This is a genomic window from Amycolatopsis sp. cmx-11-32, from assembly GCF_047608695.1.
In the GTDB taxonomy this organism is placed as follows: Bacteria; Actinomycetota; Actinomycetes; order Mycobacteriales; family Pseudonocardiaceae; genus Amycolatopsis.
Genome location: NZ_JADNQN010000003.1, coordinates 479,467 through 492,889 on the forward strand (window position 1 = coordinate 479,467; position 13,423 = coordinate 492,889).

Below are 13,423 nucleotides of genomic sequence, written 5' to 3' on the forward strand. Positions count from 1 at the left end.
CACGGTAACGCATCGTGCCCGTCGAACCACTTGCAACAACCATTGCAGTTTGGTCAAAACGCAGTATACGTTGTCCGCACTCCTCGTCGCCCGAACCACGGAAGGCGTTCCCCATGACGCTTCTGGCACGACTGGACCGGCTTCCCCTGAGCCGTCCCCACTATCTGCTCCTGCTCATCGGCGGGCTCGGTTACACCTTCGACGGCATGGACTCCGCCGTTGTCGCCTTCCTCCTGCCGAGTGCGAAAGCGGTCTGGGGTCTCGACAACGGGCAGCTCGGCCTGATCGGTTCGGCCACGCCGTTCGGCTTCCTCTTCGGCGCGATCGCCGCCGGCCTGCTGGGCGACCGCATCGGCCGCAAGAAGGTCATGATGTACGCGCTGGCCTTCTACGCGGTGTTCTCGGTGCTCGCCGCCTTCTCCCCCAACTACGAGATCTTCCTGGGCGCCAGGGTGCTGGCCGGGGCGGGCGCGGGCGCCGAAAGCGCGATCATCGCGCCGTTCCTGTCGGAGTTCGTCCCGGCAAAACGGCGCGGCTGGTTCGTCGGCGCGCTCGCCGGATTCTTCTCGTTCGGATTCGTCGCCGCCGCACTGATCGGGCGGTTCGTCGTCCCGACGGTGCCGGAGGGCTGGCGGGTCGCCCAGCTGATCACCGCGCTGCCGATCGTCATGCTGCTGTGGTGGCGCCGGTCGCTGCCGGAATCACCGAGGTTCCTGGTCGCGAACGGACGTCACGCCGAGGCGGAGAAGATCGTCGCGAAACTGGAGCGCGACGTCGAAAAGGCGACCGGGCAACCACTTCCGGCCGTGGCCGGGACCGATGCCCAGCCCGCGACGGAAACCCCCAAGGTCAACCTCTTCAGCGCGCTGAAGTTCTTGTGGAGCCCGGCGATGGCCCGCCGCACCGCGGTGATCTGGACCGTCTGGTTCGTGATCACGTTCTCCTACTACGGTTTCTTCTCCTGGATCCCGACACTGCTCGTCGAGCGCGGGATCACGGTGACCAAGAGCTTCGAGTTCTCCATCATCATCTACCTGGCGCAGATCCCCGGGTACTTCTCCGCCGCCTGGCTCTCCGAACGGCTCGACCGCAAACACACCATCGCGTTGTACCTCGCGGGATCGGCGGTGAGCGCGTTCTGGCTGAGCCAGATGGACGCGCCGTGGTCGATCACCCTCGCCGGGGCGGTCCTGTCGTTCTTCCTCAACGGCACCTACGCCGGCGTGTACTCCTACACCCCCGAGGTGTTCCCGACCTGGATCCGCGCCAGCGGGACCGGGCTGTCCAGCGCGTTCGGCCGGGTCGGCAGCATCCTGGCCCCGACGATCATCGGCCTGTCCGCCGCGAGCCTCGGGTTCGCCGGCGTCTTCGGCCTGACCACCGCCGTCCTCGCGGCCGGGGTGGTGGTCGTGGTCGTGTTCGGCCTGTCCACCGCCGGCCGCTCACTGGAAGAACTGACCGAACACGGCGCGCCCGTGACCACCGCGAAGGAGATGACGGAGTGACCGTGTCACTGTCCACTGTGGAGGACAAGACCCGCGCCACGATCGGCGTACGGCTGTTCACCGTGCTGGCGTGGGTGCCCGAACGGCGGGCGCTGCGGCGCGTGCACAGCAGCCACCCGGCGGAGTATCCGGTCGGCGGCGAGAAGACCGTCGAGGTGGCCGCGGGCTGGCTGGACAAGTGCATCACCGGCCAGGAGCCGTACTTCGGCCCGGACAGCGCGGCGGTGCGGGAGATCTTCGCCGACCACGAACTCATCGACCGGCTCGGCTGCGGCGCGGTGATCAACGTGCCGGTGGTGGACGACGGCCGCACCCTCGGCGTCCTCAACATCCTCGACGCCGAAGGCAGTTACGACGACGATTCCGTCGCGGCGGCCCGTTCACTGGCACCGTTGGCGGTCCCGGCCCTGCGCGAACTTCTGGAGACCCGATGAACGGATCGCTGCTCCTCCGCAACGCCCGGCTGCTCGACCCGGTCGAGGGTGAGTACACCGAGGGCGACCTCCGGTGTTCCGACGGCCGGATCGTCGAGACCGGCACCGGTCTCACCGCCGGTGACGTGCGGACCGAGGACCTTCGTGGGGCGTTCGTGCTGCCCGGCCTCGTCGACGCGCACGTTCACGTGACGGCGTCGACCGCGGATCTGGGGTCGCTCCCCGCGTCGTCCCCCTCCTACGTGGCCGCCCACAGCGCCCGCACCATGAGCCAGATGCTGGATCGGGGCTTCACCACGGTCCGGGACGCCTCCGGCGCCGACTACGGCCTCGCCGACGCACAGGCCGAGGGGCTGTTCCGCGGCCCGCGGCTGCTGTTCTGCGGACGCGCGCTGAGCCAGACCGGCGGGCACGGCGACAGCCGGACCCGCGGCGCCAACGCCAGCGACGACCACCCGTGCTGCGCGGGTCTCGGCCGGGTCGCCGACGGTGTCGACGCGGTCCGCGCGGCGGCGCGCGACGAACTGCGCAAGGGTGCGCACCACATCAAGGTGATGGCCTCCGGCGGCGTCGCGTCCCCCACCGACCGGATCGACTCGACGCAGTACTCCGCCGACGAACTGCGCGCGATCGTCGAAGAGGCGGAGTCGGCCAACCGCTACGTGGCCGCGCACGCCTACACCGCCCGCGCGGTGAACCGCGCGCTGGAGCTGGGCATCCGGTCGATCGAACACGGCAACCTGATCGACGACCTCAGTGTCGAACTGTTCCTCCGGCACGACGCGTACCTCGTGCCCACTTTGGTCACGTACTGGGCATTGAAGGAAGAGGGGCGCGAGCACGGGCTGCCGGAATCGAGCTGGCGCAAGGTCGACGAGGTCCTCGGCGCGGGCATGGCCGCGCTGGAGCGGGCCGCCCGCGGCGGGGTGAAACTGGTGTACGGCAGCGATCTCCTCGGCGGGATGCACCGGCACCAGAACCACGAATTCCGGCTGCGCGGTGAGGTCCAGTCCGCGCTCGAGGTGATTCGCTCCGCGACGTCGACGGCGGCGGACCTGCTGAACCTGACCGGTGAGATCGGGACCCTGGCGCCCGGCGCATACGCGGACCTGGTCGTCGTGGACCGGGACCCGCTGGAGGACGTCGGCGTCCTGGCCGAGCCGGAGGCGTTCCGGCACATCGTCCAAGGCGGGACCGTGGTCTCCGCCTGACGCGTTTCGTCCTCTGGTTGCGGTAGTTGCACGTGCATGGATCGCAACTAGAGGACGAAACGCGGGGTTAGGAGCAGGCGCGACGGGCCGAAGTCTCAGAGGACGAACCCCACGGGGAACGGATCGTCCGGATCGAGCAGGTAGGTGGCGTTGCCGGTGATCCAGGCGCGTCCGGAGAATCGCGGCACCACGGCGGGGACACCGCCGACGGTGGTCTCCTCGACCAGCTCGCCGGTGAAGGTGGTGCCGATGAACGAACTGTTCTCGAACGGCGTGTGCAGCGGCAACTCACCGCGGGCGTGCAACTGCGCCATCCTGGCCGAGGTGCCGGTGCCACACGGCGACCGGTCGAACCAGCCGGGGTGGATCGCCATCGCGTTCCGCGAAGCCCGTGCGTCCGATTCAGGGGCCAGGAACTGAACGTGCTTGCAGCCACCGATCAGCGGGTCGGCCGGATGCTTCGGCGGGCGCTGCTCGTTGATCGCCGCCATGATGTCCAGCCCCGCGGCGAGGATCCGGTCCTTCTCCGCCCGGTCGAACGGTATGTCCACTTGAGACAGTTCGAGGATGGCGTAGAAGTTGCCACCGTAGGCCAGGTCGTAGCGCACTTCCCCGAGGTCGGGCACGTCGACGACGGCGTCCCGGTCGGCGAGGAAGGACGCCACATTGCGCAGCTTGACGCATTCCGCACGACCGTCCCGGACCTCGACCTCGGCGTGCACCAGCCCGGCCGGGGTGTCCAGGCGCACCACGGTCTTCGGTTCGGTCACCTCGACCATGCCGGTCTCCACCAGCACGGTCGCGACGCCGATCGTGCCGTGCCCGCACATCGGCAGACAGCCCGACACCTCGATGTACACCACACCCCAGTCCGCGTCCGGCCGGGTCGGTGGCTGCAGGATCGCCCCGCTCATCGCGGAATGGCCGCGCGGCTCGTTCATCAGGAACTGGCGAAGGTGATCGAGGTGTTCCATGAAATATCGGCGGCGTTCGGCCATGGTGTCACCGGGGATGACGCCGACCCCGCCGGTCACCACCCGGGTCGGCATGCCCTCGGTATGCGAATCGACGGCGGTGATCGACCGGATCGAGCGCATCTACTCCACCCCCGGCGAGGCGAGCGCGCGACGCATGTCGGCGGTGACCTGCGCGCGGTGCTCGTCCGTCAGCGACCCGCGCGGTGGACGGCACGGCCCGCCGTAGCGGCCGACGAGGTCCATACCAAGCTTGATGGCCTGGACGAACTCGGTGCGCGAGTCCCAGCGGAACGCGGCCACCAGTGGTTCGTACAGCGCCCTTGCCTCCTCCAGCTTCCCGGCCCTTGCCAGTTCGAACAGCCGCACCGATTCGGCCGGGAACACGTTCGGGAACCCGGCGAACCAGCCGGTCGCACCCATCAGCAGGCTTTCCAGCACCACGTCGTCGGCGCCGCTGATCACGTCCAGCCCCGGTGCCTGCTCGCGTATCTCCAGCACCCGCCGGACGTCACCGGAGAACTCCTTGACCGCCACCACGTTGTCGATCGCCCCGATTTCGGCCAGCAGACCCGGGGTGAGGTCGACCTTGGTGTCGATGGGGTTGTTGTAGACCATCACCGGCAGGCCGACCGACGCCACCGCCTCGAAATGGGCGAGCACTTCGCCGCGGTTGGCGCGGTACATCGTCGGCGGCAGGCACAGCAGGCCGTGAGCGCCGTCCTCGGCCGCGATTTCGGCCCAGTGCCTGGCCTGATGCGACCCGGGGCCGTGCACGCCGACGACGACGATCCCGTCCTCGCCGACGGTTTCGATCGCCGTGCGCGCGACGCGGCGGCGTTCGTCGTCGGTGAGCGAGGAGTACTCGCCAAGGGAACCGTTCGGGCCGACGCCCCGGCAGCCGTTGTCGATCAGCCACCGGCAGTGCGCGGCGTAGGCCTCGTAGTCCACGGCCAGCCCGGCGGGCGCCGATTCGTCCGCCCGGTACGGGAGGGCGGTCGCGACGACGACGCCACCGAGGTCGGGGGTGCTCATGCGGATGTCTCCTCGGGTTCGGCGAGTTCGCCCAGCCGGATCGGCTGGGCGATCGGGCGGTGGTGTCGTTCGGTACCACCGCGGAGTTCGGACACGGTGGGGCCGCACATCCGGCCTTGGCACGGGCCCAGGCCTGCCCGGGTACCGAGTTTCAGCGCGTGCGAGCCCGGACAGGCCGGGTCGCCCGCCGCACGGGTGAGTTCGCCGTACGTGGTTTCCTCGCAGCGGCAGACGATCGTGTCGTCGGCCAGCCAGCCGCGCCAGGCCGGGCCGATCGGATGCGCGGCGGCGAGTCGTCGGGCGAAGGCTCGGGCCCGGTCGCGCTCGCGGACCAGTGATCGGCCCGGATCTCCTCCGGCGGCGACGCGGCCGGCCACCGCGCCTTCGGCCGCGGCGGTGACCGCGCCGCCGATACCGGTGATCTCACCCGCGGCGAAGACACCGTCCACCGTGGTCCGCTGCGCGTCGTCGACCCGTACGAAACCGCCGTCGAGGACGCAGCCCGCCGCGACGGCGAGTTCGGGCTGCGGGACGAAACCGTGTCCGACGCAGACCGCGTCGACCTCGTACGTCCGCTCGGTGCCGGGAACGACCGACCAGTCGGCCCGGACCCTGGCGGTGCGGACCTCGCGGACACGGTCGGCCCCGCGCGCCTCGATCACGGTCCTGCCGAACCGGTACGGGACGCGGTGGCGAGCCAGTGTCGCGGCGTACCGGGCCAGCTCGGCAGACTTGCCCGCGTGGGCGGCGAGTTCCCACGGCCGCGCCGACCATCCTTTTCGGACGGTCGTGAACGGGTTCGCCTCCAGGACAGCGACCACCTCCGCCCCGACGCCCAACAATGATTCCGCGACCGGCAACAGGAACGGCCCGGCCCCGGCGACGAGGACCCGCCTGCCGATCGCGACCCTTTCCCCCTTCGCCAGCGCCTGCGCCGCACCCGCGGTGTACACGCCGGGCAGTTCCCAGCCGGGGAACGGCAACGTGCGGTCGTGCGCGCCGGTCGCCAGGATCAGCGCGTCCGACTCGAGGGACGATCGCCGCCGTCCGCTGCCGTCGGCCCGCCCTCGCAGCACGTGTACCCGGTTCTCAGCCCGGTCGAGAGCCCAGACGGTCGAGCCGGGCCACCACTGGCACCGCGGATGGTCCAGCAAGCGACGGCGCCGGTCGAACTCCGCCCAGCCGTGCTGGAGCCGCTCCGGGTTCCGCGCCGCGAAAGCCTCGGGCAGCGTCCGGTGGTACTGCCCGCCAGGAGCGTCGGCCTGATCCAGCACCGTGACCCGGGCACCCGCCCGCAGAGCGTGCTCGGCCGCCGCGAGCCCGGCGGGTCCGGCGCCGACGATCACCACCTGCTTCATACGCCGTCCTCCCGGGACTGGGTGCGAATTTCGTCGCCGTCGGCGGCCGGACGGTGGCACGCGCGGACATCGGGCACGTCGTTGACCGTGAGCGCACAGTCGAAACACGCGCCGATACCGCAGAACACCCCGCGCGGCGCACCGGAACGCGTGGTGCGCCAGGAGATCCGCCCGGCAGCGAGAAGTACACCCGCCACGCTCTGGCCCGCGATCCCGGTCAGGGTTTCGCCGTCGACGGTGATCTCGATCGGCCGGTCGGTACGGCCCACCGGATCCCTGTCCCGGGGAAACAGTCGTCCGCTCATGCGGGCAACTCGGCCAGTACCGCCGGACGGTCCACAGTGAACTCCCCGACCGGCATCGCGGGCTCCGCCCGGCTGAGCAGTTCGCACAGCAACCGGGCGGTGCCGACGCTAAGCCCGATACCGGCGCCTTCGTGTCCGGTGGCGTGCCAGAGGTTCTCCAGCCGCGGATCCTCGCCGAGCACCGGGAGGTGATCGTCGACGTAGGGTCGGAAACCGCCGTAGGCCCGCATGATCGAGGCGTCCGCGAGTGCCGGGAAAAGCCGCACTGCCTTGACCGCGATGGCACTCAGCACCTCCGGCCGGATCGTGTCGTCGAAGCCGACGTGGCGCCGTGACGAACCGATCAGCACGGTGCCGCCCCAGGTCGACTCGACGACGGCGGAAGCCTGCAGATCCCCTGAGTCGGCCCCGACCGCGGCGACGTAATCGGCGTCGTAGACCTTGTGCCGGACGACGCCGGGCATCGGCGTGGTCACCAGCACTTCGCCGCGGCGGGGCCGGACCGCGATCGGGGCGCCGAGGAGCGCCGACACCTGCCCGGCCCACGGTCCCGCGGCGTTGACGACGACGTCGGCCTCGATCACCTCGCCGGGCACGCGGACACCGGTGATCCGTCCATTGCGGACAGACGCGCCGACGACCTCGGTGTCGGACCGCAGCCGGGCGCCATGGCGCAATGCGGAACCGAGCAGGGCCAGCGCCGCCCCAGCGGGCTGCACTTGGGCGTCCTCCGGGTAGTGGAACGCGACGGTCACCTCGCGGGTCAGTGCGGGTTCGGCGTCAATGAGTTCCTTGGGAGACAACGATTCCGCGTGTATTCCGGGTTGCGACGCGGCGAACGAGGTGAGGGCATGGGCGCCGTCTTCGGTGGTGGCGACCACGATGCCACCCTTGGGGTCGTATTCGATCGCCGAAGCGGCACGCGCGTTTTCATCGGCGATTTCGGCGACCACCTGGGGCCATAATCGAATGGACAGCTTCGCGAGTTCGAGTTCGGCGCCCGGTCCCTTGTCGGAGACGAGGACGTTGCCTTCGCCATGCGACGTGGTGCCCCCGGCGGGACGGCCGCGATCCACGACGACGACGTCGAAGCCCGCCCGGCTCAGCTCCCGAGCACACGCGGCGCCGACGATGCCCGCGCCGATTACCACCGCGCGCGTTCGGTTCATCGACCCTCCAGCGTTCGGTAAAGCGAACGAACGGAGAGTAGGTTCCACCCTGGAGGGTGTCAATAGCTGGGGCGCCGTCAGCCCTTCAACACCGGATGCGGCCTGCCGTCGAGCCGCTCTTCGGCGCGGTACTGCAACAGCAGTACCGAGTGCACCGGCCCCGCCGAAGCGGTGTAGCAATGCGGCTCGCGGGCGTCGAAGGCGACGTAGTCCCCCGGGCCGACTTCGACGGTCCTGCCCGTCACTTCGACCCGCAGCGAGCCGGACTGCACCACGGTGTGCTCGATCCCGACGTGCCCCTGCGAACGCTGCGGCGCGTCACCACGCACCACCTGGTCGTACACCTCGAAGACGCCGTCACCGGTTTCGATCCGGCGCAACGGCCGAAGATCGACGCCCTCACCGCTGAGCACCTCGACGTCGGCGCGGCGAACCACGGTCAGCGCGCCACCCGCGCGATGGTCGAGCAGGTCGGAGATCGCCACCTCCAGCACCCTGGACAGGCTGAACACGGTTTCGATGGTCGGATTGCCGGCACCGGACTCCAGCTGCGACAGCGTCGCCTTGCCGATACCCGACCGGCGGGCCAGCTCCGACAGCGAAATCCCCCTCGCCGCCCTGGCCGCCCGCAGGTTGACCGCCAGCATGTCCCGGATCGAGGGCGCCTCGTCCTCCACCGCTTCTCCCTGTCGTTCGTCAAACCGTACGACCGGATGGCGAATCGTTCGCTTTGCCGATCGAGTTCGCGGACATCATGACACGCCTCCCGACGGGGAGGGCATAGCCGCGGCCAAAGTCCCTGCTGGACCGTGGGCGTCGAACGGACCGGACCCTCGCCGGGCACACCATCGGCTGAAGAACGGAACAGTGGGGGGCCGGACCTCGGCCCGGCCCTCCACCTGTTCACCCCTGGCCGCCCGGACCCAGGCGGTGATCTTGTCGGCGGTCGACGGGAATCCGCTGGATGACCCGTTCCACAGACGATGTACCGCCGGTGCGGCTGCCTGTCCGGCGACAGTGCTTCGTCCACCGACACCGGAAGCAGGCCCTAGCGATGGTCGGTATCGGGGCACCTGGCCGCCCACGGTTCCTCCTCGAGACCGACGCCGTTCGCCACGTAGGCGATCGTCCGGTACCAGCCCGCGAGCACGAGGAACTCCAGGAGCTGTGCGGCCGGGTAGTGTTCGGCGAGCGCCGCCCACACGTCGCCGGAAACCGTTGCCGTGTCGTGGAGTTCGTCGACGGCGGCGATCAGGGTCCGATGCCGCCCGGACCAGGCCGGATGGCTGGAATCGCCCGTCACGGTCGCTTCGACCTGCTCCGGCGTCAGCCCGACGGCCGAGGCGAAAACCGTGGCGTGGACACCCCATTCGTACCGGCATCCGCAGCGCGCGGTCACCCGCGCGATGATGATTTCCCGGTCCAGCGCGGGCAATTCCCCGTGCGCGAGCAGACCGGCGCCCAAGACGCGCATCCGCGAAGCCAGCTCCGGATGGCGTTGCAGCACCCGGAACAGCGCCAGCGGATCGTGCGCCACGCCAGGCGGCATCCACTTGCGCAGGGCCTGTTCGACTTCTGCCTCGTAAGGCGGGGTGAGCGGTGCGATCCGGGTCATGACCACCTCGTGTGCTTCGACTTTCGAACCACTATGCTGCTTCGAAAGTCGAAGCACAAGGGGGTGTGTCATGGCCGAAGATCCGGTCCCGCGTCCCGGGCGGCCGGTCCGCGGCTCCGCCACCGGTCGCCCGCTCATGGCCGCGCTCGATCTGCTGGGGCGCCGATGGACCCTGCGGGTGATCTGGGAACTGCGCCAGGGCCATGTCGGCTTCCGCGAACTCCAGCGGCGCTGCGAGCGCATGTCGTCGAGTGTGCTCACCACGCGGCTCGGCGAACTCACCGAGGCCCGCATCGTCGAATCCGGCGAGGACGGGTACCGGCTGACGCCCCTGGGTGTACGGCTTCTCGAAGCCTTGCACCCGCTGGAAGAATGGGGTCTCGCCTGGGAAAAGGCCTTGCGTGAGTGACCATGCGCGAGCGTGCATCGTGCCCTGCTCCGCCACGCGGTGTTGCCAGCCGCGAGGAGCAGCGTACGGTGACAGGTACGTGAGGTTGAGTCCACCAGCCCGCGCGAACGACCCGTACGTCCGCGGCCCGACCTTTTCACAGGGCGACGCGGCCGCGAGTTGACTTGCGCAGCCGTTGTGCAGGCTCACCCGTTGTCCGTCTCGTCCCCGGCTATCCGGGAGATCAGCACCATGACCGACCGAATCCCGTCCACGAGAAGTGGCCGCGACGGCCCCCTCGTCCGGACCGTCGTTCACCCGGAGGTGCCGCGACCTCGCTCGTCGGAAGACAACCTGCTGGAAGTCCGGCGGATCCGATGGAGTGAAGATCTGCTCGTCGTCTCCGCGACGGGCGAAATCGACCTCGCCACCGCCGGCCGACTCGAACGCGCCCTGTGGGGCGACCTCCCCGCCGCCACCGTCCTCGACCTCACCGAGGTCACCTTCCTCGGCGTCGCCGGGTTGCGGGTCATCGAATCCGCCGCCACCCGCGCCCACGCCGAACGCCGGGCGACCGGGGTCGTCGCCAGCACCCGGCCGGTTCTACGGCTGCTGCATCTGTTCGGCGTCGACGCCCATGTTTCCGTGTACCAGTACCTTGCCACCGCGATCCGCGAAGTGTCGATGGCCGTGCCCGCGCCTAAACCCTGAGCTTGCGATGGCGCTCAGGCTCCGGCGAGCGGCAGCAGCGTGGAGAGGCCCGTCTTCAGCGCCAGCCGCCGGATCGTCGGCGATGGCAGGAAGCTCAGGTCAACGCCCCTGGTGGCGCATCGGTTGTTGATCCTGACGAGGGTCGCCAAGCCGGTGGAATCGCAGAACTCCACGCCTTCGAGGTCGACGACGACCCGGCCGGGCGCCGGTTCCAGCGCCTCCTCGAAGGTCTCCTTGAGTTCTTCGGACGTTGTCAGGTCGATTTCCCCCGCCACCGCGATGACGACCTGCGTGCCATCGGGCCTGGTGACCGTCACCGAGAACGGAACCTCCCGGATGTCGCCGTCTCCGCTCGTCACCGTCACACTCCCTCACGATCGGCACACCGAGAGTTCCGAAGATATCCGATGGCGGCGCCCGCCCGCGCGGCACTCGCACCTCGATTCCGCCGGTGCCTTAGCCTGGTCGGTGGATCCGGCGGTCGTGGACCGCGGTGGACGAGGAGGAGAAGCTCCGTGATGCCGATCGACGAGCCGGTGCGCGACAGCACTGACGAACTGGTTCGCGAGGTCGTCGCCGTCCCCGCCCAGGCAGCCGCGTTGCGGGACGTCCTGGCGAACTGGGCCCTCGAACGAGGCCTTCCACGGGAACTGACCGAGGATCTCAAACTCACCGCCTACGAAGCGATGACCAACGTCGTCAAGCACGCTTATCCGGACGGTACCGACGACAACGTCATGAAGGTCACCGCCGCCTTCGTCGACGGCCACATCAAGATCACCGTCGCCGACGAAGGCCGCTGGCGCGACGGGCGCCGTCCGGATGGCGGCCGCGGCCTGCCGATCATCCGCGCCTTCGCGCCGGAGGCCTCCGTGACGAGCACACTCACCGGCACCGTCGTCCGGCTTTCCTGGCCCTGTCCCACCGCCTGATCTGAGCTGACCGGATCACCGCGGACGGCCAGTCCGCGCTCACCGCCTCGGTCTGGCCCGGCGGAATGGTCAGCGGGTTCGACGGCGTCCAGGACATGGAGCCACACCCGGTGCAGGCCGCAAGCAGGAACAGCAGCGCTGACCAGCGGCTCCGCAACTTTGCCGGGACCCTGAGGCCACAGGTGTGCGACGAGACGTTCTCGAAAGTCGACGGACGTCGTACTGTACCGGCCTGATCTCCTTGCCGGACATGGTCTTTCCTTCTCAGGCGGTGACGGCGGTGACCTGGACGGTGGCGCCCTTCAGCGGCTCGCCCGCCGGCCAGTCCGCGACGACGGGAACACCGCCGGGCCCGGTCGGCAGGTCGAAGGTGACCGTCGTCGGCGTGAGCGGGTTCGGCGCCTCGGCCGAGGCCTGCACGATGCGCGACACGGCCGGGTGCCCCTCGCGCAGGTTCACCGGTGCCGCGTCCGCCGCGGTGGCGTCCGGCACGACGGCGACGTCATCGATCAGCAGCCCGTCGGCGACGAACGTCGTCGCGGTGGGCGCGCCCTGGAGCTTGCAGTTCGTCGTCGGCGAGGCCGCGGCGTAGGTGAGGACGTAAGCCTCGTGCCCGCTCGCGTGCGCCGGCTCCGGCGTCACGGTCACCTCGACGTCTGAGGCACCGCAGAGTTTGTCGCTCGGCATCGCCCCGGCGACCCCGCCCGCGACCAGGAGCCCGCTCGCGACCAGTCCCCCGACGGTCATCGCCGCGGCCGTTCGCTTCACCTGGACGTTCATGACATCCCCTTCCGCTCGGTGATCGATTCACGTTGATCGAACTCACTGGGAAAGATGCCCACGGGCACCCGGAAGATGCGCGGAGATGATGTTGGTCCCTCGAAAGCAACCCTGAGGAGTGACAGGCGTCGTCAAGAACGCCTGACCGCGTGAGCCGCCCAGCGTCCGTTGATGCGGTGGACCTCGACGTCCCGTTCGTAGCAGGCGGAAAGCCCCTCGTCGGTGAGAGCCTCGTCGATCGGCCCCGCCCCGGTGACCTTGCCGCGGCGCACCATCAGGGCGTGTGTGGCCGTCGCCGGGATCTCCTCCAGGTGATGCGTCACGGTGACCGTGGCCAGTTCCGGCTGGGCCAGCGTCAGGTTCTCCAACGCCATCAGGAGGTTCTCGCGGCCTGGCAGGTCGAGACCGGCGAACGGTTCGTCCAGCAGGAGCAGCAGAGGATCGGCCATGAGCGCCCTGGCGAGCCTGACCCGGGCCCGTTCGCCCTGTGAGCACACCCGCACCGGCCGGTCACGCAGTTCGGCGCACCCGACCAGTTCGAGCAGTTTCGACGCCCTGTCACCGATCGCGTCGTCGTAGCGCTCCCACAGCGGGAGCACACTTCCGCTGAACCCGGTGAGGACCACGGTGTGCGCGTCGTGGTTCTCCGCGTCGGGCAGCCGCTGGTTCGCTCCGACGAAGCCGATGTGCGTCCGCACGTCGCGCAGGTCGACCGCGCCCATACGGTGACCGAGCACGACGGCCGTGCCCGCGCTGGGGAACCGCTGCGTCGAGGCCACCGACAGGATCGTCGACTTGCCCGCGCCGTTGCGACCGAGGACGACCCATCGCTGGCCGTAGTCCACCCGCCAGTCCACGTCCGACACCAGCGGCACGCGGCCGACGTGCACCTCGACCCCGGCGAGTTCCACCGCCGGGCCGTCGAGGTTCGGCTGTACGAAGACGGGCTTGCTCACGGAACCTCCTCGGACGGGGACCTGACCGCGGTTCGTGATCGCAGGACACG

At 69.7% G+C, this 13,423-nt stretch carries 16 protein-coding genes; 6 read left to right on the forward strand and 10 right to left on the reverse strand.

Translation table 11 applies throughout. The features are described from left to right. The first annotated feature begins 113 nt into the window (after positions 1 to 113). Genes ACM6LR_RS11120 through ACM6LR_RS11130 form a run of 3 tightly spaced genes read left to right on the forward strand, consistent with a single transcriptional unit; the run spans position 114 to position 3,150 of the window. On the forward strand, positions 114 to 1,505 hold the full coding sequence (locus ACM6LR_RS11120) for an MFS transporter (RefSeq protein WP_414943692.1): 1,392 nt from the start codon (positions 114 to 116) through the stop codon (positions 1,503 to 1,505). Further along, entirely contained in the window at positions 1,502 to 1,939 is a 438-nt protein-coding gene (locus ACM6LR_RS11125; protein WP_414938775.1) for a GAF domain-containing protein, read from the forward strand. The genes ACM6LR_RS11120 and ACM6LR_RS11125 overlap by 4 nt, the downstream gene beginning before the upstream one ends. Beyond that, positions 1,936 to 3,150, forward strand: a complete 1,215-nt coding sequence (locus ACM6LR_RS11130) for an amidohydrolase family protein (RefSeq protein WP_414938774.1) — start codon at positions 1,936 to 1,938, stop codon at positions 3,148 to 3,150. Before ACM6LR_RS11125 ends, ACM6LR_RS11130 begins: the two co-directional genes overlap by 4 nt. A 95-nt stretch (positions 3,151 to 3,245) precedes the next feature. On the opposite strand, the gene ACM6LR_RS11135 is transcribed toward ACM6LR_RS11130, so the two are convergent. The 7 genes from ACM6LR_RS11135 to ACM6LR_RS11165 all read right to left on the reverse strand — a co-directional run bounded on the left by ACM6LR_RS11135 (position 3,246) and on the right by ACM6LR_RS11165 (position 9,606). Beyond that, entirely contained in the window at positions 3,246 to 4,247 is a 1,002-nt protein-coding gene (locus ACM6LR_RS11135) for a proline racemase family protein (RefSeq protein ID WP_414943693.1), read from the reverse strand. Beyond that, positions 4,248 to 5,159, reverse strand: a complete 912-nt coding sequence (locus ACM6LR_RS11140; protein ID WP_414943694.1) for a dihydrodipicolinate synthase family protein — start codon at positions 5,157 to 5,159, stop codon at positions 4,248 to 4,250. Continuing rightward, a complete protein-coding gene (locus ACM6LR_RS11145) occupies positions 5,156 to 6,517 on the reverse strand; it encodes an NAD(P)/FAD-dependent oxidoreductase (protein WP_414938771.1) in 1,362 nt (453 codons plus the stop codon). Before ACM6LR_RS11145 ends, ACM6LR_RS11140 begins: the two co-directional genes overlap by 4 nt. Continuing rightward, positions 6,514 to 6,822 (reverse strand): (2Fe-2S)-binding protein, encoded by a 309-nt coding sequence (locus ACM6LR_RS11150; RefSeq protein WP_414943695.1) that lies wholly within the window; start codon positions 6,820 to 6,822, stop codon positions 6,514 to 6,516. The genes ACM6LR_RS11145 and ACM6LR_RS11150 overlap by 4 nt, the downstream gene beginning before the upstream one ends. Then, positions 6,819 to 7,991 carry an NAD(P)/FAD-dependent oxidoreductase gene (locus ACM6LR_RS11155; RefSeq protein ID WP_414943696.1) on the reverse strand — a complete coding sequence of 391 codons (1,173 nt, stop codon included), beginning with the start codon at positions 7,989 to 7,991 and terminating at the stop codon, positions 6,819 to 6,821. The genes ACM6LR_RS11150 and ACM6LR_RS11155 overlap by 4 nt, the downstream gene beginning before the upstream one ends. Positions 7,992 to 8,068: 77 nt before the next feature. After that, the gene (locus ACM6LR_RS11160) at positions 8,069 to 8,668 is read right to left on the reverse strand and encodes a helix-turn-helix domain-containing protein (RefSeq protein ID WP_414938768.1); all 600 of its coding nucleotides are present in this window, start codon (positions 8,666 to 8,668) and stop codon (positions 8,069 to 8,071) included. A gap of 371 nt (positions 8,669 to 9,039) precedes the next feature. Further along, positions 9,040 to 9,606, reverse strand: coding sequence for a carboxymuconolactone decarboxylase family protein (locus ACM6LR_RS11165; protein WP_414938767.1), 567 nt, complete (start codon positions 9,604 to 9,606; stop codon positions 9,040 to 9,042). Between the two features lie 70 nt (positions 9,607 to 9,676). Between ACM6LR_RS11165 and ACM6LR_RS11170 the strand changes: the two genes are divergently transcribed. Beyond that, the gene (locus ACM6LR_RS11170; RefSeq protein ID WP_414938766.1) at positions 9,677 to 10,015 is read left to right on the forward strand and encodes a winged helix-turn-helix transcriptional regulator; all 339 of its coding nucleotides are present in this window, start codon (positions 9,677 to 9,679) and stop codon (positions 10,013 to 10,015) included. Between the two features lie 231 nt (positions 10,016 to 10,246). Continuing rightward, the gene (locus ACM6LR_RS11175; RefSeq protein WP_414943697.1) at positions 10,247 to 10,705 is read left to right on the forward strand and encodes an STAS domain-containing protein; all 459 of its coding nucleotides are present in this window, start codon (positions 10,247 to 10,249) and stop codon (positions 10,703 to 10,705) included. A gap of 14 nt (positions 10,706 to 10,719) precedes the next feature. Here the strand turns inward: ACM6LR_RS11175 and ACM6LR_RS11180 are convergent, their stop codons facing one another. Next, entirely contained in the window at positions 10,720 to 11,064 is a 345-nt protein-coding gene (locus ACM6LR_RS11180) for an STAS domain-containing protein (protein ID WP_414938764.1), read from the reverse strand. Positions 11,065 to 11,223: 159 nt separating this feature from the next. Here ACM6LR_RS11180 and ACM6LR_RS11185 point away from each other — a divergent pair, with 159 nt between their 5' ends. Continuing rightward, positions 11,224 to 11,637, forward strand: coding sequence for an ATP-binding protein (locus ACM6LR_RS11185; protein WP_414938763.1), 414 nt, complete (start codon positions 11,224 to 11,226; stop codon positions 11,635 to 11,637). 264 nt (positions 11,638 to 11,901) lie between these two features. Here the strand turns inward: ACM6LR_RS11185 and ACM6LR_RS11190 are convergent, their stop codons facing one another. Together ACM6LR_RS11190 and ACM6LR_RS11195 are read right to left on the reverse strand one after the other, a co-directional pair. Beyond that, positions 11,902 to 12,417 (reverse strand): DUF4232 domain-containing protein, encoded by a 516-nt coding sequence (locus ACM6LR_RS11190; RefSeq protein ID WP_414943698.1) that lies wholly within the window; start codon positions 12,415 to 12,417, stop codon positions 11,902 to 11,904. A 131-nt stretch (positions 12,418 to 12,548) separates the two neighbouring features. Continuing rightward, on the reverse strand, positions 12,549 to 13,373 hold the full coding sequence (locus tag ACM6LR_RS11195; RefSeq protein ID WP_414943699.1) for an ABC transporter ATP-binding protein: 825 nt from the start codon (positions 13,371 to 13,373) through the stop codon (positions 12,549 to 12,551). Positions 13,374 to 13,423 lie beyond the last annotated feature (50 nt).